Origin of the sequence: Faecalibacter macacae (assembly GCF_003687725.1) — a bacterium.
GTDB classification, from domain to species: Bacteria; Bacteroidota; Bacteroidia; order Flavobacteriales; family Weeksellaceae; genus Empedobacter; species Empedobacter macacae.
Genome location: NZ_RDOJ01000002.1, coordinates 126,588 through 147,863, shown reverse-complemented (window position 1 = coordinate 147,863; position 21,276 = coordinate 126,588). Strand labels below are relative to the sequence as shown.

Annotated in this window: 24 protein-coding genes and 1 pseudogene; 18 read left to right on the top strand and 7 right to left on the bottom strand. The window is 30.9% G+C overall.

Translation table 11 applies throughout. From position 1 onward, the window contains the following. Nucleotides 1-129 precede the first annotated feature (129 nt). Nucleotides 130-1,179 carry a sensor histidine kinase gene (locus EAH69_RS02025; RefSeq protein WP_121933527.1) on the top strand — a complete coding sequence of 350 codons (1,050 nt, stop codon included), beginning with the start codon at nt 130-132 and terminating at the stop codon, nt 1,177-1,179. Continuing rightward, nucleotides 1,172-1,852, top strand: a complete 681-nt coding sequence (locus EAH69_RS02020; protein ID WP_121933526.1) for a LytR/AlgR family response regulator transcription factor — start codon at nt 1,172-1,174, stop codon at nt 1,850-1,852. Before EAH69_RS02025 ends, EAH69_RS02020 begins: the two co-directional genes overlap by 8 nt. 38 nt (nt 1,853-1,890) lie before the next feature. Here EAH69_RS02020 and aroC read toward each other — a convergent pair whose 3' ends face one another. Beyond that, entirely contained in the window at nt 1,891-2,949 is a 1,059-nt protein-coding gene (gene aroC / locus EAH69_RS02015; protein WP_394338557.1) for a chorismate synthase, read from the bottom strand. 7 nt (nt 2,950-2,956) lie between these two features. Then, nucleotides 2,957-4,030, bottom strand: coding sequence for a 3-oxoacyl-ACP synthase III family protein (locus tag EAH69_RS02010; RefSeq protein WP_121933524.1), 1,074 nt, complete (start codon nt 4,028-4,030; stop codon nt 2,957-2,959). A gap of 113 nt (nt 4,031-4,143) precedes the next feature. Between EAH69_RS02010 and EAH69_RS02005 the strand changes: the two genes are divergently transcribed. From EAH69_RS02005 to EAH69_RS01955, 11 genes are all read left to right on the top strand, one after another. Continuing rightward, nucleotides 4,144-4,701, top strand: a complete 558-nt coding sequence (locus EAH69_RS02005) for a hypothetical protein (protein WP_121933523.1) — start codon at nt 4,144-4,146, stop codon at nt 4,699-4,701. Nucleotides 4,702-4,725: 24 nt separating this feature from the next. After that, nucleotides 4,726-5,460, top strand: coding sequence for a bifunctional demethylmenaquinone methyltransferase/2-methoxy-6-polyprenyl-1,4-benzoquinol methylase UbiE (ubiE, locus tag EAH69_RS02000; protein WP_121933522.1), 735 nt, complete (start codon nt 4,726-4,728; stop codon nt 5,458-5,460). Nucleotides 5,461-5,489: 29 nt separating this feature from the next. After that, nucleotides 5,490-6,257: a type IX secretion/gliding motility protein PorT/SprT gene (gene porT, locus EAH69_RS01995; protein ID WP_121933521.1), complete on the top strand. Its 768-nt coding sequence runs from the start codon at nt 5,490-5,492 to the stop codon at nt 6,255-6,257. Nucleotides 6,258-6,298: 41 nt separating this feature from the next. Then, the gene (locus tag EAH69_RS01990) at nt 6,299-7,438 is read left to right on the top strand and encodes an acyl-CoA dehydrogenase (RefSeq protein ID WP_121933520.1); all 1,140 of its coding nucleotides are present in this window, start codon (nt 6,299-6,301) and stop codon (nt 7,436-7,438) included. 94 nt (nt 7,439-7,532) lie between these two features. Continuing rightward, on the top strand, nt 7,533-8,393 hold the full coding sequence (locus EAH69_RS01985) for a fumarylacetoacetate hydrolase family protein (protein ID WP_121933519.1): 861 nt from the start codon (nt 7,533-7,535) through the stop codon (nt 8,391-8,393). 173 nt (nt 8,394-8,566) lie between these two features. Further along, complete coding sequence (gene rplM, locus EAH69_RS01980) at nt 8,567-9,022, top strand: 50S ribosomal protein L13 (RefSeq protein WP_121933622.1); 456 nt, start codon at nt 8,567-8,569, stop codon at nt 9,020-9,022. A gap of 8 nt (nt 9,023-9,030) precedes the next feature. Further along, entirely contained in the window at nt 9,031-9,417 is a 387-nt protein-coding gene (gene rpsI, locus EAH69_RS01975) for a 30S ribosomal protein S9 (protein WP_121933518.1), read from the top strand. Between the two features lie 124 nt (nt 9,418-9,541). Beyond that, nucleotides 9,542-10,282 (top strand): 30S ribosomal protein S2, encoded by a 741-nt coding sequence (gene rpsB / locus EAH69_RS01970; protein ID WP_121933517.1) that lies wholly within the window; start codon nt 9,542-9,544, stop codon nt 10,280-10,282. Nucleotides 10,283-10,400: 118 nt separating this feature from the next. Continuing rightward, the gene (gene tsf, locus EAH69_RS01965; protein WP_121933516.1) at nt 10,401-11,225 is read left to right on the top strand and encodes a translation elongation factor Ts; all 825 of its coding nucleotides are present in this window, start codon (nt 10,401-10,403) and stop codon (nt 11,223-11,225) included. Between the two features lie 229 nt (nt 11,226-11,454). Next, nucleotides 11,455-11,688, top strand: a complete 234-nt coding sequence (locus EAH69_RS01960; RefSeq protein WP_230466664.1) for a T9SS type A sorting domain-containing protein — start codon at nt 11,455-11,457, stop codon at nt 11,686-11,688. A gap of 166 nt (nt 11,689-11,854) precedes the next feature. After that, nucleotides 11,855-12,037: a hypothetical protein gene (locus tag EAH69_RS01955; protein WP_147439066.1), complete on the top strand. Its 183-nt coding sequence runs from the start codon at nt 11,855-11,857 to the stop codon at nt 12,035-12,037. Nucleotides 12,038-12,358: 321 nt separating this feature from the next. Here EAH69_RS01955 and EAH69_RS01950 read toward each other — a convergent pair whose 3' ends face one another. Continuing rightward, nucleotides 12,359-13,420, bottom strand: a complete 1,062-nt coding sequence (locus EAH69_RS01950) for an endonuclease (RefSeq protein ID WP_121933513.1) — start codon at nt 13,418-13,420, stop codon at nt 12,359-12,361. A gap of 108 nt (nt 13,421-13,528) precedes the next feature. Then, complete coding sequence (locus EAH69_RS01945; protein ID WP_121933512.1) at nt 13,529-14,410, bottom strand: helix-turn-helix transcriptional regulator; 882 nt, start codon at nt 14,408-14,410, stop codon at nt 13,529-13,531. Nucleotides 14,411-14,607: 197 nt separating this feature from the next. Between EAH69_RS01945 and hemA the strand changes: the two genes are divergently transcribed. The 5 genes from hemA to EAH69_RS01920 all read left to right on the top strand — a co-directional run bounded on the left by hemA (nt 14,608) and on the right by EAH69_RS01920 (nt 19,422). Next, on the top strand, nt 14,608-15,855 hold the full coding sequence (gene hemA / locus EAH69_RS01940; protein ID WP_121933511.1) for a glutamyl-tRNA reductase: 1,248 nt from the start codon (nt 14,608-14,610) through the stop codon (nt 15,853-15,855). Nucleotides 15,856-15,861: 6 nt separating this feature from the next. After that, nucleotides 15,862-16,785, top strand: a complete 924-nt coding sequence (gene hemC, locus EAH69_RS01935) for a hydroxymethylbilane synthase (RefSeq protein ID WP_121933510.1) — start codon at nt 15,862-15,864, stop codon at nt 16,783-16,785. Next, on the top strand, nt 16,785-17,456 hold the full coding sequence (locus tag EAH69_RS01930) for a uroporphyrinogen-III synthase (protein ID WP_121933509.1): 672 nt from the start codon (nt 16,785-16,787) through the stop codon (nt 17,454-17,456). The genes hemC and EAH69_RS01930 overlap by 1 nt, the downstream gene beginning before the upstream one ends. Continuing rightward, complete coding sequence (gene hemE, locus EAH69_RS01925) at nt 17,449-18,474, top strand: uroporphyrinogen decarboxylase (protein WP_121933508.1); 1,026 nt, start codon at nt 17,449-17,451, stop codon at nt 18,472-18,474. Before EAH69_RS01930 ends, hemE begins: the two co-directional genes overlap by 8 nt. A 147-nt stretch (nt 18,475-18,621) precedes the next feature. After that, nucleotides 18,622-19,422 (top strand): superoxide dismutase, encoded by an 801-nt coding sequence (locus EAH69_RS01920; protein WP_121933507.1) that lies wholly within the window; start codon nt 18,622-18,624, stop codon nt 19,420-19,422. A 288-nt stretch (nt 19,423-19,710) separates the two neighbouring features. Here the strand turns inward: EAH69_RS01920 and rplI are convergent. The 3 genes and pseudogenes from rplI to rpsF form a co-directional block, all read right to left on the bottom strand. Further along, a pseudogene (gene rplI, locus EAH69_RS01915) lies at nt 19,711-20,208 on the bottom strand (50S ribosomal protein L9); the annotation flags it as partial. A gap of 25 nt (nt 20,209-20,233) precedes the next feature. Continuing rightward, on the bottom strand, nt 20,234-20,536 hold the full coding sequence (rpsR, locus tag EAH69_RS01910; protein ID WP_121933505.1) for a 30S ribosomal protein S18: 303 nt from the start codon (nt 20,534-20,536) through the stop codon (nt 20,234-20,236). Between the two features lie 8 nt (nt 20,537-20,544). Next, nucleotides 20,545-20,892, bottom strand: coding sequence for a 30S ribosomal protein S6 (gene rpsF, locus EAH69_RS01905; RefSeq protein ID WP_121933504.1), 348 nt, complete (start codon nt 20,890-20,892; stop codon nt 20,545-20,547). Nucleotides 20,893-21,276: the final 384 nt, after the last annotated feature.

Below are 21,276 nucleotides of genomic sequence, written 5' to 3'. Positions count from 1 at the left end.
TTATAATTTTAATCAAAGTTCAGCCAAGATTAATTTTGTAAGGATTTTAATCGACGCAAAGGTTTAAATAATCGACGAATCAGTAAACGAAAGATTACAAATGCTTTTAATTTTACAAAAAACATTAAAATGAAAAATTATTCATTATCCAAAAGAAATGGAATTCTAATAATTATAGCCTTTTGGTTGGTTTATTTTTTGATTGATTTTATAAGTAATGGATTATTAAATTTAAGTAATAAGAAATCTTTTTTTGCTACTTTTTCATTGTTTGTGTATACAATGTATATCGTTCAGCTACTAACGATTTTATTTAATTATTTTGTTTTAGTTCCTAAATTTCTCAAACATATTACCTGGAAAAATATCTTTATTACGGTTTCTTTATCGTTTACATTTTTCATTTTAGTACGTTATTTAATAGAACAAATACTTACAAATATTTTCTTTAATTCAGTTAATTATTACGATTCAACGCCTTTTTTATATTACGTAATAGATAATTTTCATTTTGCAAGTTTTATCGTTTTCTCGTCGTTGTTTTTATGGATTGTCATTCATTTAATTCAAACAATAGAAGCTAATCGAATCATAGAAAAAGAAAAAAAGGATGCAGAAATTAATTTTTTAAAGGCTCAAATCAATCCTCATTTTTTATTTAATACGCTTAATAATATTTATAGTTTAGTGAATTTTAAACCAGATTTAGCTTTAAAATCGATAGAGAATTTAGGTTCGATCATGAGATTTACAACATATGAAACCAATAAAACTAAGATTGAAATTAGAAAAGAAATAGAATATATTGAGCAATATTTAGCGCTAGAAAAAATAAGATTTGGAGAGAAGTTTTTTATTGAAAAATTAGTAAAAATAGATAATGAAAATCAATTGATATATCCATTTTTAATTTCACCTTTAATCGAAAATGCGTTGAAACATGGAGTTGTTAAAGATCAAGATTTTCCAATTATTATTGAAATAAATCAGAATAATAATCAAATAGATATTCGAGTAAAAAATAAAATTAATTCGTATCAAAAAGATACCTTAACCGGAATTGGATTAGATAATTTAAAAAAGCGATTAACGTATTATTTTAAGAATGATTATCAATTTATTATTAATAATGATGACGATTTTTTTGAAGTGAATTTAAAATTTCCCTTGTATGAATAAATTAAAATGTATCATTATAGATGACGAGCCATTAGCAGTTGAACTATTGGAAAACTATGCGAGAGAAAATCAATATTTGGATTTAGTTTTTTCGACAACAGAAGTTTTTGAAGCAATTAATTTTTTAAAATCAACAAAAGTTGATTTGATTTTTACAGATATTCAAATGCCAGATTTAACCGGAATTCAGTTAATGAAAGTGTTAGATCAAACTCAAAAATTTATATTAACAACAGCTTATCCAGATTATGCTTTAGAAAGTTTTAATTATAATGTTATTGATTATTTATTGAAACCAATCTCGAAAGAAAAATTTGATCAATCTGTCATAAAATTTATGGAGTTGTTTTCGATAAAGAAATCAATTGAATCGAATTATATTTTTGTGAAGTCGGATGGAAGGCAGGTTAAATTATTTTTTGATGATATTTTATATATTGAAGGTTTAAAAGATTATTTAAAAATTTATACAAAAACATTTAAAATTTTGGTGCTTGAAACAATGAAAAGCTTTGAAGAAAAATTACCTCAAAATTTTCAACGAATTCACCGTTCATATACAATTAATACCGATTGTATAAATGCTGTGGATGGAAATTCAGTTTATATTTCTGATCAACTTTTACCAATTGGAGAAACTTATCGAAAAGATTTTAAAAAGATATTTTTATAATCAAAAAATCCTGACTTTTCGGTCAGGATTTTTCTATTTTAAATATTTCTTGTTCTTTGAATTAAAACCATATCTGCAAGTGTCATTGCAGCTAAAGCTTCCACGATAGGAACGGCTCTTGGAACTACACAAGGATCGTGACGACCTTTTCCGTGCATTTCTACCATTTCACCTTCACTATTTAATGTAGTTTGCTCTTGCATTAAAGTAGCAACCGGTTTAAAAGCGACTTTAAAATAAATATCCATTCCGTTTGAAACTCCACCTTGGATACCTCCAGAGTGATTTGTTTTTGTTGTTCCATCTGGATTGAATTGATCATTCATTTCAGATCCTTTCATTGCGGTAGAAGCAAAACCTTCACCGTATTCAAAACCTTTAACCGCATTGATTGATAACATTGCTTGTCCTAAACGAGCATGTAATTTATCAAAAATAGGTTCGCCTAATCCAACAGGAACGTTTTGAATAACACAAGTTACTTCACCACCAATTGTATCTCCTTCTTTACGAATTTGCTTAATTTTTTCAATCATTTGTTCGGCAATTCCCAAATCAGGACAACGAACAGCAGTTTCTTCAATTTTAGAGAAATCGTACATAGAATAATCATTATCTAATTTAATTTCTCCAACACCACTTACATAAGCAGTGATTTTTATTTCTGGGATAAAATGTTTTGCAACTGCTCCACCAACTACCCAATTGGCAGTTTCGCGCGCTGAAGTACGTCCACCACCACGATGATCACGAACACCGTATTTTTTAGAATAGGTGTAATCAGCATGTGAAGGACGGTAAACACCTTTTATATGATCGTAATCGTGAGATTTTTGATTGTCGTTTGGAATAATAAAACCAATAGAAGCTCCTGTTGTAAAACCATCCATAATACCAGATAAAAATTGTACGGTATCTGGTTCTTTGCGTTGTGTTACAATTGACGACTGTCCAGGTTTTCTACGGTCTAATTGTTGTTGTATCCACTCAAAATCCAATTCAATTCCGCTTGGTACTCCATCAATTACACCGCCTATAGCAATTCCGTGGCTTTCGCCAAATGTTGAAATTTTAAATAATCTTCCGAAAGAATTCAAATCTATTTTATTTTTCGAATTGGTAAATTACCGCATTGATATTCATCGTTGCTCCAACAGAAGCCATGATGATTTTATCATTTGCGTTAAAATGATGAGGTTGTAATTGTCCTTTTGCAATCAAATCGAACATTGTAGGAACGGTTGCTACAGATGTATTTCCTAAAAACTGAACAGTCATTGGATCTACATTTTCAGGAGCTTTTTTTCCGTATAATTTATATAGACGCTGAATCATTGCATGATCCATTTTTGCATTAGCTTGGTGCAACAAGATTTTATCAATCTCATCAATATCCAAATTGGCTTCGTCTAATAATTCTTTAATTGCTGGTGGTACATTTTTTAATACGAATTCGTATACTTTACGACCTTTCATATTAATATTTTTGATTGATCCTTCGTAATCAGGATTTAATGATTTACCGTTAACTAAGTATGTCATTTCATCACCAGTATAACTTAAAGTAGCATGGGTAAGTACGCCATACTTATGCTCATCTTCTTTTGCTTCTAAAACTACAGCTCCAGCTCCATCTGCAAAAATCATAGCTGAACGATCGTGTGGATCAGAAGCTCGAGACAAAGTATCAGAACCTATTACTAAAACTTTTTTAGCAATTTTAGCTTGTATGAATTGATGTCCTAAAATAAAACTTTCTACCCAACCTGGACAACCAAATGTCATGTCGTAAGGTTTACATTTTAAGTTTTGGATACCTAAATTATGTTTAACTTTAGCAGATATTGAAGGCATAATATCAATTTGTCTTCCAATCGGATCAATATCCCCAAAATTGTGACCTACAATGATGTAATCCAATTCTTCAGGATTAATTCTTGCGTCTTCAATTGCTTTTTTAGCGGCAAATGTTGCAATGTCTGAATTAAGTAAGTCGTCTTCTACATAACGACGTTCTTTAATTTCAGTAATATCTTCAAATTTTTGAGTTATTTCGTGACCTGGTTTTTCTATTTTTTCTCCATTTTCGTCAAAAAATTCATAATTATGAAAGTGTGAATTTTTAATGATACGATTTGGTAAATAGTGTCCTGAACCAGTAATTACAGAATTTATCATAATAATGAATTCAAGTCTTATATTTGAGCAAAGGTAAACAAAACATTAAAATAGAAAATAAAAATATGCCTTAACTCATTTTGAGTTTTACAAAGTAAACGTAATTTAGCAGAATGAAAAAGAATCCGTCATTAATTGGTCTTTTAATGATACTAGCAATTCTAGGTGTAATTGTATTAGTATATAATTTTGTTTTAAGTAAATCTGATGGTTATGTGATTGATAATCCAAGTGATCAAACAATTAGTTTGAAAATTGATGAGAGTGATTATACAATTGCACCACAACAATTTGTACGAATTGATTTAGAAAAAGGAAAACATACGGTAAAGTATGATATCAACGGGAAAAAAGTTGATACGGTAATCCAAGTACATAGAGCGTCAGGATTATTTAACCCAATTCGTCAAGATTATTACGTTTTTACACGTCCTTATGGACACAGAGAAAATGTAGATTCAATTTTTGCGTCAAGAAATATAGCAATCGACGATAAAGCTTATTTAGGATTAATCACGAAAGAGCAAGGATTGTATATCGAAGATTTTTATTATAATTTAGATCAAGATTATCCAAGAATATTTTTGAAAAGTGGAGAGAAGAAGACAGACTTATCTAAGATATTTAATAAAGAAGATTTTAAACAGTTTTATTTCGAAAATTACCAATAAAACATACAATTTAGAAAACTAAAAATGGCAAAACACGATAATGTTACTCCATACGAAGCGTCTGATTTAACAAAGAAAAAACAAGTTGAACAGATGTTTGATAATATTTCTCCGAAATATGATTTATTAAACAGAATTTTATCTGGAGGGATCGATATTCAATGGAGAAAAGATGTAATTAAAATGGTGCAATCTGCAAAACCAGCAACTATTTTAGATATCGCAACTGGTACTGGAGATTTAGCTATTATGATGGCTAAAAATACGAACGCACAAATTACTGGTTTAGATTTATCAGCTGGTATGTTAGAAGTTGGTCGTAAAAAAGTAGAAGCTGAAGGTTTGAACAATCGCGTTACAATGATCCAAGGTGATTCTGAAAATTTACCATTCGAAGATAACTCTTTCGATTGTATTACAGTTTCTTTTGGTGTACGTAATTTTGAGAATTTAGAAAAAGGTTTATCAGAAATTCGTAGAATTTTAAAGCCAGGTGGGACATTTATTATTTTAGAATTTTCTTATCCTACTTCTTTTCCAATGAAGCAATTATATACTTTTTATTCAAAAAATATTTTACCTGCAATTGGGAAATTAATTTCTAAAGATCAGAGCGCTTATACATATTTACCAGACTCTGTTGCTGCATTTCCGCATGGAGAAGAGATGAAAAATATTTTAAAAAATGTAAATTTTACACAACCAATCGATAAAAAACTTACATTTGGAATTGCAAGTATTTATAAAAGTGTAAAATAATATTGCTTGTAATCCGTTGAACACTAACTATGAGAAAGAATTTACTAACTGCAATAGCCTTATCTACAACCACTTTAGTATGTGCACAATTTAGACCTAATTCCGAGCGAGAATGGAATCGTGTAGAGCAAGATGAGAAAAAATTCTCTTTCGGATATTTTTTAGGTACTAATGTTATGTCCTATAAAGTTTCTCCTAAAGCACAAAATAATCATTTACAGAATGGTACTACTGAAGATGATGGGGTTAATAGTAATGGGCTTGTCTATTTAGACCAAGAAAGTAAACCAGGTTTCTCAGTTGGTTTAATAGGTAAATTAAAAATGAATGATTATATAGCTGTTAAAACAGAACCAACCATTCATTTTACACAAAGAACACTTATATTTAATAATATTGAAGTATTATCTAACCAAGATCCTGATGTTCATAAAAGAGAAGTGAAATCTACATATTTAGAAATTCCTTTACTATTGAATTTTTCAGGAGATCGGTGGTTTAATACAAAACCTTATATACAAGGAGGTGTAGCTTATGTTAATAATTTACAATCGAATGAAGATAAAGAAGATGATAACGAATTAGGTGTTTTTAGAACAAATACACATAATTTCAGCTGGCAAGCAGAGATGGGAATCGAAATTTATTTCAAAAGATTTAAATTAACTCCATCAGTTAAAGGATTATTTTTCTTTAATAATGAACTTGTTCCAGATAAAGAAACAACTATTGGATATTCGAATACACTAAATTCGTTACAAACAAGAGCTGTTGTTTTTTCATTGAAATTTGAATAAGAATTATATTTTAAAACCATAAAGAAATAAATTTAATAACCATGAATTTTGAACTTAACGAAGAGCAAGTAATGATCCAACAAGCGGCTCGTGACTTTGCTAAAACAGAATTATTGCCAGGAGTGATTGAGCGTGATGAAACTTCTACTTTCCCTTACGATGCTGTAAAGAAAATGGGTGAGTTAGGATTTTTAGGTATGATGGTTGATCCAAAATACGGTGGTTCAGGTTTAGATAGTGTTTCTTACGTTATAGCGATGGAAGAAATTGCTAAAGTAGACGCTTCTGCCGCAGTTGTAATGTCTGTAAACAATTCGTTGGTTTGTGCCGGAATGGAAAAATATTGTTCAGAAGAACAAAAAGAAAAATATTTAGTGCCATTAGCTACAGGAGAAGTAATAGGAGCTTTCTGTTTATCTGAACCAGATGCAGGATCTGACGCTACATCTCAAAAAACTACAGCTGTAGATATGGGAGATTACTATTTATTAAACGGTACAAAAAACTGGATTACAAATGGAGGTAATGCTTCAACATATTTAGTTATTGCACATACGCACCCAGAAAAAGGTCATAAAGGAATTAATGCTTTCATCGTTGAAAAAGGATGGGAGGGATTCGAAATTGGACCTAAAGAAAATAAAATGGGAATTCGCGGATCTGATACACACTCTTTATTCTTTAATGACGTAAAAGTTCCTAAAGAAAATCGTATTGGTGAAGACGGATTTGGTTTCGCATTCGCTATGAATGTTTTAAATGGTGGACGTATCGGAATTGCATCTCAAGCATTAGGTATTGCACAAGGAGCTTACGAATTAGCATTAGACTATGCTAAAATCCGTAAGGCATTTGGTACAGAAATTATTAATCACCAAGGAGTTTCTTTTAAATTAGCAGATATGGCGACTAATATATCAGCAGCACGTATGTTATGTTACAAAGCAGCTTCTGAAAAAGACGCAGGTCAAGATATTTCTGTTTCAGGAGCGATGGCAAAATTATTTGCTTCTACAACAGCAATGAATGTAACGACTGAAGCCGTACAAATTCACGGTGGAAATGGATATGTTCGTGAATATCATGTAGAACGAATGATGCGTGATGCTAAGATTACTCAGATTTATGAAGGTACTTCAGAAATTCAGAAAATTGTAATTTCGAGAGGAATTGCAAAATAATTTTAAACTGAAATTTATCATATAAAAAGGGATTCTAATTTAGAATCCCTTTTCTGTTTGTATATTTGCCCCTTGGAAAAAATTTATCAAAATCATGAAAATCTTTAGATTCGGACCGAAAGGTCAGGAAAAATCAGGAGTTATTATAAATGACAAGAAGTATGATGTGTCAGCTTCAGGAATTATTTATGATGAAGATTTCTTTGGAAATACTGAAAAACAAACACAATTAGAAAATTATATTACAGAAAACGCTACTCAATTAACTGAAGTTGCTGATGATGTACGTATTGGCACACCATTAACAAGACCAGGTAAAATTGTTTGTGTTGGATTAAACTTTGAAGATCACGTAAAAGAAACTGGTTTAGAACAACAACCAGAGCCTATTATGTTTATCAAAGCAAACCAATCTTTCAATGGGCCACAAGATGGAATTATGCATCCAAATGGTTCTACAAAAATGGACTGGGAAACAGAATTATGTTTAATTATTGGTAAAAAAGCAAACAATGTTTCTGAAGAAGAAGCAATGGATTATGTATATGGTTATGCTTTAATTAATGATATTTCTGAAAGAGCTTTCCAAACTGAAAGAGGTGGGACATGGGATAAAGGAAAAGGATGTGATACTTTTGCACCTGTAGGTCCTTTTATTGCCACAAAAGAAGAAATTGAAGACGTAGATAATTTACGTGTTTGGTTAAAATTAAATGGAGAATTAATGCAAGATGGAAATACGAAAGATTTTATTTATCGTATACCAAAATTAATTTCTTATTTATCTCAATTTATGTCATTCTTACCAGGAGATATTATCTCGACAGGATCTCCAGCAGGATCAGGAATGGGTAAAGAACCACAAATTTGGTTAAAACCAGGAGATGTAATTGAGTATGGAATAGATGGTTTAGGATCTACAACTCAAGAGATTTTACCATTTAGCAAAGATTAATCTTCATTATTCAAATAAAAAGGTTAATTTTGCATTCGAATAATTCGTAATTGGCGTAAAGTGTCTAAAATCTAAAGTTTATTTAGATAGTTCTTTTGTATTTCGAAAGGAAATTGTACATTTGCACCCCGATCGGATTGTCGGTAATTTATAAAATATTAAAAATCAAGATAGTGGACACGTTAAGTTACAAAACTACATCAGCCAACAAAGAAACTGCTCAGAAAGAATGGGTAGTTGTGGACGCATCTGACTTATCATTAGGTCGTTTAGCGTCAGGTGTTGCGAAGCTTATTAGAGGAAAGCACAAAACGAACTTTACTCCTCACGCAGATTGTGGAGATAATGTAATCGTTATTAATGCTGAAAAAATTCAATTAACAGGAGGTAAATGGGATGATAAATTATACATCCGCCACACTGGTTACCCAGGAGGTCAAAGATCTTTAACTGCAAGAGAAGTTTTTGCTAAGGATCCAGCTCGTTTAATTGAAAAATCAGTTAAAGGGATGTTACCAAAAAACAAATTAGGTAGCAAGTTATTAACTAATTTACACGTATTTGTAGGTGCAGAGCACAATCACGAAGCTCAACAACCAAAACAAATCGATATTAACGAATACTTATAATTAATTCCATGGCAATAGTTCATAAAATCGGTCGTAGAAAGACTTCTGTAGCTCGTGTATATTTACAAGAAGGTAATGGAGAAATCTTCATTAACGGACGTGAGTTAGCAAACTACTTCCCAACTGCAGTATTACAATACAAAGTTGAGCAAGCTTTTATCTTAACAGGTACAAAAGATAAATACAATGTAGATATCAAAGTATTTGGTGGAGGTATTACAGGACAAGCTGAAGCAATTCGTTTAGCTATTTCTAGAGCTTTATGTGAAATTGATGCAGATTTCCGTTTAACATTAAAACCAGAAGGGTTATTAACTCGTGATCCTCGTATGGTTGAACGTAAGAAATTCGGTCAGAAGAAAGCACGTAAGAAATTCCAATTCTCTAAACGTTAATTTATTCAATTTATTAAAAAATCCATTTTCCGTTGGTTTAGCATCTAAACAGTTAAGGCGAGATCTGTTCGACCACTTTTCTGTTGCTTGTTGAGATAACGGAATGTAAACTAAAAAAAAGAAAATGGCAAAAGTAAATGTAAAGGACTTATTAAATGCAGGTGTGCATTTTGGTCACTTAACAAGAAAATGGAATCCGGCTATGGCTCCTTATATCTTTATGGAGAAAAACGGAATCCACATCATCGATCTTCACAAAACTGCAGTGAAGTTAGATGAAGCATCTGAAGCTTTAGGAAAAATTGCTGCATCTGGACGTAAAGTTCTTTTCGTTGCAACTAAAAAACAAGCAAAAGATGTTGTAGCTAAGCATGCTGAAGAAATCAACATGCCTTATATTACAGAACGTTGGCCTGGTGGGATGTTAACTAACTTTGTTACTATCCGTAAAGCAGTTAAAAAAATGAACTCAATCGATCGTATGAAAAAAGACGGTACTTTTGAGACACTATCTAAAAAAGAAAGATTACAAGTTGATCGTCAAAGATTATCATTAGAGAAAAACTTAGGTTCTATCGCTGATATGACTCGTTTACCTTCTGCTGTATTCATTGTTGATATTGTACGTGAGCACATCGCGGTTGCTGAAGCTCAAAAATTAGGTATTCCTGTATTTGCTATGGTAGATACTAATACTGACCCTCGTCAAGTGGATTTCCCAATCCCTGCAAATGACGATGCTTCTAAATCAATCGATATCATCTTATCTACTGTAGCTGATTCTATTAAAGCTGGTTTATCTACTCGTAAAGCAGAAAAAGAAAAAGCAAAAGAAGATAAAGGAGCTGAAACAACTGAAGCTTAACATTAACTTGATGATCAATTCATCGATATAATATAAATTGTAGCTCCTACGTCTTTTTGATGTATGAGCTACTTTTGTTTGAAATTCAAAGAAAAAATAATAAATAAAAAATATTACTATGAGCTACAAAGCAACAGCCGCTGAGGTAAGTAAATTAAGAAACGCAACTGGTGCGGGAATGATGGACTCTAAAAAAGCTTTAGAAGAAGCTGCTGGAGATTTTGATAAAGCAGTAGAGATCTTACGTAAGCAAGGTCAAAAAGTTGCGGCTAAAAGAGCTGACCGTGATTCTACAGAAGGTGCAGTTATCGCTAAAGTTAATGGTGACCAAACTAAAGGTATCATCATCGCTTTAAACTGTGAGACTGACTTCGTAGCTAAAAACGAAGCATTCGTAGCTATGGCTAACGAAATTGCTGATTTAGCATTAACAGTTTCTACAAAAGAAGAATTATTAGCTTTACCATACGCTGGAATTACTGTAGGTGAGAAATTAATCGAGCAAACAGGAGTTATCGGTGAGAAAATTGAAGTTGGTACTTACCAAGTTTTAGAAGCAGCTTTAGTTAACGCTTACATCCACGCAGGAAACAAAATTGGTGCTGTAGTTGCTTTATCTGCAAACGTAGAAGGTGCTTCAGAAGTTGCTCGTGACGTTGCTATGCAAGTTGCAGCTATGAATCCAGTAGCTTTAGATGAAACATCTGTTGCTCAATCAGTAATTGATACTGAATTATCTATTGCTCGTGAGACTTTAGCTGCTGAAGGTAAACCAGAAAACATGATCGAAAACATCGCTCAAGGAAAATTACAAAAATTCTTCAAAGAGAATACATTAGTTCACCAAGCTTCTATTAAAGATGGTAAAACTTCTGTTAAAGATGTAGTAAAAGCAGTTAACGCTGATTTATCTGTTACAGGATTTATCCGTTACAGCTTATAATATTTAGATATTATATCTTAATTATATCATAAAGTGGTGCTTTTTTAAGCATCACTTTTTTTATTGGAACGGGTTTTGTATTTGTATAATTAATATAATTTGTTATATTTGTTAGGATTACAGGCTTATGAAAAGAACTTTACTATTTATTACATTATTAACTTTTTCAATATCGGGAGTTAAAGCTCAGCAAAATAGTTTGAGCAATTCTGTTATTGAACAGTCATCAGTGTCAATATATCCGAATCCTGCTACTAGCCAAGTAACGGTTAAATTAGCGCAACCAAATAAGGTATCTTATATTGCTATTTACTCAATTATCGGAAACGAAGTTTTAAATAGAAAAGTAGATCAATCAAGTAACTTTAAATTAAACGTACAAAACTTTAAAAAAGGTAAGTATATTGTACGTATATTCAATGTAGATGGTTCAACAGAATCTATGTCATTAATTAAGAATTAATATTTCAATTGAAATTATATAGTATAAAATGGTAAATTTAGGTTTACCATTTTTTTTGTTCTAAAATTTTTTGTTCAGGATAATAACTTTTATATCATTAATTCTTTTATTGTTTTCATGTCAGAAACAAAACATAAAAGAATCGACTTATTCTTCAGATATTTTAATGACTTTAATAGATTCAGAAATTAATTTATTAAAAAAGTATAAAGATTATGGTGAATATTTTATCGTGATACAATCCAAAGATTTATTATATGTTTTAAATGAATCTTCAGTAGAAGGTTTAGATTTATATTATAAAAAATTAGGTTGTTATTTGAATAATGAACAAAGAGTATATTTTTAAAGAGATACAATCCTAAAATTGATTTATCGTCATATTATCAATATAACGTAGATAATTGTAATATAAATTATAGGATTTTTGCCTATGGAGAAATTCTAGATGATAAGTATGCATTGGGTTCAATTTATAAAGTAAAAAAAGATGGTTTACATTTTGTAAAACGAGGAAATATTTATGAAGAAAAACGTAAGGATAAAATTTTTTGGTTTCGAAAATTTAGAATGAAAGAGCCTAAACCTGAACCTTCAATTAGAGAGAATTTAGAACAATAAAAAAAGCTGTCAAATTTTGACAGCTTTAATTTTATAGCATATAATCAAATTACTTTTTGATTACTTTCTTTGTTACAATTCTTCCATCTTCTAAATGAATAACTAAAATATAAACCCCAGCAGGATATTGAGCAATACTGAATTTATTTTTTAAATCTGACTGAATTAACATTCCTTCAATATTATAAAGGTTTGCCGATTTAAATTGTTTAGCATTAATATTTACAAAATCAGAAGTTGGATTAGGAGTTACTTCAACCGTAATTTCTTCTTGTACATAGTTTGTTGTATTTAAGAAGTCACCCCAAGTATTATTAGCTACTTCTCCACCCCAAGCCAAAGTTGCTAAATATGGGTTGTCAATGAATGGATTTCTATTTCCTTGAACTTCAGAGATAACTTCGTTACGAACCAATTCGTATTCTGAAGGCGGATCCATAGCATTCCATTTTAAGAATAAATCAGGCATATTTGGATTAGCGGTATTAGTACTATTCCAAGCAACAGAATTTGCACTAGCTAATGTTCCAATAGCATCATTAGGTTCATTATATCTTATGTGCATGTACATAATTATACGCGCAACATCACCAATCCATTCATCTCCTGGGTAAAATCCAGAACCAACAAGTGCAGCATTACCGTTAGAATCGGTATAAGGATAATTACTTCTAGAACTATTCATTTGGCGATCTACAGCTCTTAAATTGTGTGCATCCGTACCAGGTCCACGAGGACTTGTACTCATTCTAGGAACAGCTAATGATTGTGGGTAAACATGTTCTCTTTCCCAGCGACCTATACAACTACCACAATTTCCTGTATTTCTTAGATCGATACTTCTAGTACGATCATTTTTAGGATCATTATCTGTATCATTATTTCCATAAATCAATAATACAGTTGTTGAATCTGCAGGATTTAAATCAGATTGCAACAAGGTATTCCAAACGCCTGGTGTATAATTTATTAATGTAGTGTGTTTAGCAATTGTTAAATCTGATAATTCAGATTCAATATCTTCTCTTATAGAGAAATTAACACCATCATAATAAGAAGGAATTTGTGCAATACCTATAAAGGGTAGTAAAAAGAATAAAAGTTTTTTCATTAATTAATTTTTAAAGCATCCAAAAATAACCAATTATAAACTGCTTTAAGCATATTATAATTAAGTATTAAATGTTAAAATATCCTTAATGAATAAATTCTATATATTTTATTCTAATGTTTTAGTGAATTGTTTTGGTGTAATTCCGTATTTCTTTTTAAATGCAGCTATGAAGTGTGATGGATTTTCATAGCCAAGTTCAAATGCTATTTCTTTAACTTTTAGTTCTCCTTCTTCTAAGCGTGCTTTGGCAATTTCTAATTTTTTATCCAAGATTAATCCATAAACTGTATTGTTATACAATTTTTTAAATCCATCTTTTAATAAATATTCGGAAATAGAATAACGTTGTACGATTTCTTTGATAGATGGTGGATTAGTAAGGTTTTCAAGCAGCATATTCCTTATTTCTTTTATTTTCTTAGCCTGCACAACATTTGATATAAATGGATTCTGTTCCGTTTCTTCTATTGTAGGACTTGAAAAATACAAAGTAAATAACTCGTACATTTTTCCAATTAAATATAATCGTTCAAACTGAGGAGCCATATTATTTTCTTCAATTTGATTTAAAGCTAATTGAATTTGAGGTGTAGAAATTTTCTCTTGATAAAACTGTTTCAGGTTGATATTTGATATAAAATTATCCTGAATTCCATGTTCAGCAAATAGTTGATATAATTTTTCAATGGATAAAACCACAATACAAACTTTACTATCTGCATGTATATTTAAACTTAATGGTAAATCTAAAGATGGATAATAAAATAGAAAACTACGTCCTTCGGTTAAATTGATTTTATAAATACCATTATTAAAATTAAATGTAAGTGAACCCTTTGTACAAAAGTAAAATTGTATATATCGCTTATCAATTCCTTTCAAAATCGTATCAGTGGCTGCTGTATTATTGTCTAATAGAGCGATATATACATCCTGAGAAACTTTATATTCTTTTATTATACTTTTATGGGTATTTTTTATATTCATGGTATTTAATGAGATTAGTCATAAAATCGAGTAATAATTTTAGGAAATCACTCTTAATAATGGATTTAGCTCAAATTTAAGTATTAATTTATAATAATTCTAAAAAAGCATAAATTAATTTTTAGCGTTATTTTTTTCTTTTATAGGTATTTTCTGTTCTATGTTTTAGAGTATTTTTGTATCAGTTTTTACAGAGAATGACAATTAGAGGAAATAAAGAGGAACAAAAATTTTACGTTATCGGAATTAGCTACGAAAAAGCTGATGCCGTAACACGTGGTAAATATACGTTTTTTCCAGAGCAGGTAGAAGCATTTACAAAAGATTCTCAAGCCAATGGTCTTGATAATTTCTTTGTTGTATCAACTTGTAATCGTACAGAGTTTTATGGTTTTGCAGATAGCGAAGACCAAATGGTAGAACAATACTGTAAGTTTACAGAAGGTAATGCGAATGAATTCCGTCAGTTTATGATGGTAAAAGAAGGTGAGGAAGCAATTTCTCATTTATTCCGAGTTTCATCAGGATTAGAAAGTCAAATTTTAGGAGATTTTGATATTATTGGTCAAATTAAAATTTGGTTTGTGCGCTTCAAAAAAATGGGAGCATCTAATGCCTTTTTAGAAAGATTAGTAAATACTGCTATTCAAATTTCTAAAAAAGTAAAGAATGAAACATTCTTAAGTAACGGATCAGCATCTGTTGCTTACTCTGCTGTAAATTTCATTCAACAAACTCAACCAGATTTAACTGATAAAAACATCTTACTTTACGGTATTGGTAAAATTGGGCGTAATACATGTGCTAACTTAGTTAAGCAATATCCTACAACTAATATCACTTTAATCAATCGTACAAAAGCGAAAGCAGAAGCGATTGCATTAAAACACCATGTAAAAGTAAAAGATCATTCTGAACTTCAAGAAGAATTAAAAAATACGGATATCTTAATTGTAGCAACTGGTGCGTCTGTGCACACAATTACAGAAGATATGATTCCTTACGATAAACAGCTTACAATTATTGATATGTCTGTTCCAGAAAACGTAGTTCATACATTAGCATCACGTGAGTCGATTCAATTAGTGAATGTCGATGGACTTTCGAAAATGGTAGATGATACAATCGCTCAGCGCCGTAATGCGGTGCCTGAAGCGATTGCCATTATCGATGAATATTCTAAGGATTTCTACGAATGGTTAGAAAATCGTGAATTTGTTCCAGCAATTCAATTATTTAAAAATAGATTAGATTTCTTACAGCAACACGAATTAAATAACCTTAGAAAAGATAATATCGAGGTATCTGAACAAGAAATCATGTTAACAAACAAGTTAATGCAAAAGATTACAAATCAATTTGCATCATTCTTGATTGAAAACCGTGATGATTCTAAAGAAACAATCGAGTTAATCGAGAAAATGTTTCATTTAAAACAAGCTTAATACAAGATGAAAACGATAAAAATTGGTACTCGTCAAAGTCCTTTAGCACTTTGGCAAGCCAATAAAGTTGCTTCGTTATTAGAGGCAAAAGGATGTGCAACAGAAATTGTTCCTGTAACTTCAGAAGGAGACGATAACTTAAAACAACCAATTTATTCTTTAGGATTAACAGGTGTTTTTACTCGTTCTTTAGATATTGCTTTATTAAATGATAAAGTAGATATCGCTGTACATTCATTAAAAGATGTTCCTACTGTTTTACCAGAAGGTTTAGAATTAATTGCTTATCCAGAGCGTGCAAATTCTAACGATATTTTGGTTTATAAATCAGAAGAAATCTTCAATAAAGAAAACCGTACAATAGCTACAGGTTCTTTACGTCGTAAAGCTTTCTGGAATCATAAATATCCACAAGATACAGTTGTTGATTTAAGAGGTAACGTGCAATTACGTTTACAAAAATTAATTGATAACAATTGGGACGGAGCTGTTTTTGCTTTCGCAGGATTAGATCGTTCTGAAATTTTAGAAGAATTAAAGGAAAAAAATCTTCATTATAAAATTATCGATTGGATGGTGGCAGCACCTTCGCAAGGAATTTTAGGAATTGTTGCAAAACAAGGTTTTGAAATGCCAAGCTTAAACGATGAAGAATGTGAATTATTCGCTACTGTAGAACGTCAATTCTTAAATGTTTTAGAAGGAGGTTGTACTGCGCCAATTGGAGCTTTAGTAGAGAAGAAAGACGAAAATACATATACTTTTAAAGGAGCAGTTTTATCGATTGATGGACAGGAAATGTTAACAATCGAAAATGAATTCCAAAAAGGAGAATACTTAAATAAAGGACGTGAATTTGCTGAAGAATTAATAGCAAAAGGAGCGGCTGAAATGATTACAAAAATTAAACAAGAAATAGGACAACGTTAATGATACAATCCGTATTGTTTACAAAAGAGATTAATAAAGAATGGTTGATGGAACAATTAGGAACTAAAGTTCAGATTGATTGTCGACCAACTTTAGCGATTGAACTATCAGACGAAAGTTTAATTCAAAATCAAATCAATCCAAATTGTAAACGATTTATCATTACAAGTCAAAATTCAGTAAGAGCGATTCAAAATATAGAATTGGATGGTGATTTCTATGTAGTAGGTAAGAAAACTGCAGCAAAACTGAGAGAATTAAATTTCAATGTGGTTTTAGAAACGGATTATGCGAAAGATTTAGCACCCGAACTTCTAAAAATTGAAGCTGATAAGAGTTGGAACTTTTTCTGTGGAAATACACGTCGAGATTTATTGGTTGATGAATTAACAAAGAATAATCACACAGTAAACGAGATTATTACTTATCAATCGTCACCAGTTTTTTATGAAGTAGAACAAGACTATGATGCATATGTGTTTTTTAGTCCTTTATCGTTCCAAAGCTTTGTTAAAAACAATTCAATTCCAACAAATTCAACTATTTTTACAGTTGGAAAAACAACGACTGCTGAAGTCGAAAAAGTGTATACAAATCACAACATTATTACCGCAGATATTCCATTGGTAGATGTTGTTGTTAACAATATAAAACATTGCATTAATGATTAAAAATGATTTGCTTTTAAGAGCATTAAGAGGAGAAGAAGTAGAGCGTCCACCAGTATGGATGATGCGTCAAGCTGGTCGTTACTTACCAGAATTTATCGAATTAAGAGATAAATACGACTTCTTTACACGTTGCCAAACGCCAGAATTAGCAGCAGAAATTACTGTTCAGCCAATTCGTCGTTTTCCATTAGATGCGGCTATTATCTTTTCTGATATTTTAGTTGTTCCTCAAGCAATGGGAATGGATTTCGAAATGAGACCAGGGGTAGGACCATGGTTAGAGAAACCAATTCGTACATTACAAGACGTAGAAAATATTCCAGTAGTAGATGTTGAAGAAGAATTAGGATACGTATACGCTGCAATGGATTTAACTAAAAAAGAATTAGACAATAATATTCCATTAATCGGATTTGCAGGATCTCCTTGGACAATCTTATGCTACGCAGTAGAAGGACAAGGGTCTAAATCTTTCGATAAAGCAAAATCTTTCTGTTTCAAGAACCCAATTGCGGCTCATATGTTATTAGAAAAGATTACACAAACTACGATTGATTACTTATTAAAGAAAGTAGAACACGGAGCTAATGTAATTCAGATTTTTGATTCATGGGGAGGAATGTTATCTCCAGCAGATTACGATGAATTCTCTTGGAAATACATTGAAAGAATTGTGAACGAACTTTCTAAAGTAGTTCCGGTTACAGTTTTTGCAAAAGGATGTTGGTTTGCTTTAGAGAAAATGGCAGATTCTAAAGCTTCAGCTTTAGGAGTTGATTGGACAATTACTCCAGAATTAGCTCGTCAATTTACAGGAAACAAGAAAACGTTACAAGGTAACTTTGATCCAGCTCGTTTATTATCTCCACCAGAGAAAATTCAAGAATTAGTAGTTGATATGATTGACCGTTTTGGTACACAAAAATACATCGCTAATTTAGGCCACGGAATTTTACCAAATGTACCTGTAGAAAATGCACAAGCATTTATCGAAGCAGTAGTAAATTACAAGAAATAATATTCATATTTTTCGATATATTGTTAAAGAGCTCATAATTGAGCTCTTTTTTTATGTATTTAACAAAATATTGATAATAAATCCTTTCATAGTCAAGTAAAATTACTATATTTTAGCTTTAAATAATATTACAACATAATTCTCAAAATGAAAAAGCATATATACATAGCAGCAATCTTAGGAACAGCGCTATTTTTCCAATCGTGTGATAATTCTAAGAATGGAGGTACAACAGAATCACCAACAAATATGGGAGATTCTATCGTTGAGGTTGATACATTAAAAGTCGTGGAAAAATTAGGAAGCCCGACTGATGTAAAAGCTGATCCAGGTATATATCAAATTAAAACATTGAAATATGCATACGATGAATTAAATCAATACATCGATGCTAAGACAATGGAAACGCATTATGGTAAACATTATTTAGGATACATTAATAATTTAAATACAGCTTTAAAAGAGGCTAATAATAACGAAAGTAATATCGTTAAGTTGTTAAAGAGCGAAGAAGCGATGAAAAATAATGCAATTCGTAATAATGCAGGTGGATATTATAATCACTTATTGTATTTTGATATTATGTCGCCAAATCCTGTACAATTAGACGAAAAGAGTGCTTTATTAGCTAAGATTAATGAAACTTTTGGTTCTTTAGACGAATTAAAATCAAAATTAAAAGAAGCAGCTACTAAAAGATTTGGATCTGGATGGGCTTGGTTGATTGTTAAAGAAGATGGTACTTTAGCAGTAACTTCAACTCCAAATCAAGATAATCCATTAATGTCTGTGGTAGAAGAGAAGGGTACTCCTATTTTAGGAATTGATGTATGGGAACATGCTTATTACTTAAAATATAAAAACTTAAGAGCAGATTATGTTGATGCTTTCTTTAGTGTTTTAGATTGGAAAGAAGTAGAAAATAACTACAGTAAAGTAGCAAAATAAAATAATAATATTTATATGTTTTTTAAAGCGATTTCAATTTTGAAGTCGTTTTTTTTTATACTTTAAATTCGTATAACGAAAGTATATGGTATAAAAAAAAATCCCCAATCAAATGATTGAGGATTTTGAAGTATGTTGAATAATAAATTATTCTTCAGTTTGTGCTTCTTCAGTAGCAACTTCTTCTTTAGCTTGTTTTTTCTTATCCATTGCGTAGATAGGATTGTCAAAGTTAAAGATAGAACCTTCTTCTTTGTTAGCGTTAGCTGCTTTTTGAGCATCTAATTTAGCCATCTCAGCTCTAGTTTTAGCTGCTTCTTCAGCTGCTTTGATAGAATCTGCATCTGGAACAATTGCGAAATCGAAATCAACTTCAACAGTTCTGTGGAAACGTACTTTAGCAGTATATTTTCCTAGACGTTTAATAGTGTTTCCAGGGATTTTGATGTTTTTCTTCTCAATCTCAACACCAGCTTTAACTAATGCTTCAGCTAAGTTAGCATTGTTAACAGATCCAAATAATTTGTCTCCGTTTCCAACTTTAGCTTCTAAATTAATTACTAAACCTTCTAATTTAGCAGATTTAGCTGTTGCATCAGCGATTAATGCAGCTTCTTCAGCTTTACGAGCTTCTAAAACTTCATTTAATGCTGTTACGTTTTTAGGAGTAGCTACAGTAGCTAAACCACGTGGAATTAAAAAGTTACGAGCGTATCCAGGTTTTACTGAAACAATTTCGAATTCAAAACCTAAACCATCTACATCTTGTTTTAAAATTACGTTCATGATAAAATTTCTTTTAGGTTTTTAATTATTTTAATTGGTCACCGATAAATGGCATTAATGCTAAGTGACGTGCTCTTTTAATAGCTTTAGAAACTTTTCTTTGGTATTTTAAAGAAGTTCCTGTGTAACGACGAGGTAAGATTTTACCTTGCTCGTTTACGAATTGTAATAAGAAATCAGCGTCTTTGTAGTCAACGTATTTGATTCCGAATTTTTTGAAACGACAGTATTTTGTGTTAGATTGTGTTTCAATATCTAATGGAGATAAGTAACGGATTTCTGATTCGCTACCTCCTGCTGCTTTTTTTGCTAAATCGTCGATTGCCATAGCTTTGATTACTTGTTAGAGTTAGACTTTAATTTTGTTCTACGCTTTTCAGCCCATTCGATACCGTGTTTGTCTAATTTCACAGTTAAGAAACGGATAACACGCTCATCACGCTTGTAAGCAACCTCTAATTGAGATACTAAGTCAGCATTTTCAGATTTAAACTCTACTAAGTGGTAGAATCCATTTCTTTTGTTCTGAATTGGGTAAGCTAATTTTTTTAGTCCCCAATTTTCAGCAGCAACGATTTCACCTCCGTTAGAAGTAACGAAATCATTGAATTTATTAACTGCTTCCTCTACCTGAGAGTCAGATAGAACGGGAGTTAAAATGAAAACAGTTTCGTAATTTGTCATTTTAAAATTGTTTTATTATGATTAATACTTTTTTTACGAGGTGCAAATATAAGAACATTTATTTGAATTATCTTAATATTGATTAAAATTTTATATAGCAATATTTTATAATCTATTTGTGTTTAAACATTTTTTAAATAGATAATTTTTTATAAAAAAAAATATCAAATGCTTGTTTTTATTAAAAACTATGTTACTTTTGTGTCTATAAAAGGCTAATGGCTTTTTCATAGGTTTAGGTTGGTTAAGGTTAAAGCCCTCACTTTTGTGAGGGCTTTCCTTTTTTATATATCTTAAAATGTGCTTAGAATTAATATTTAAACTGATTATATATAAAAAAAAGAGAGTGAATATATTCACTCTCTTTCTTTTATTGATTTACTT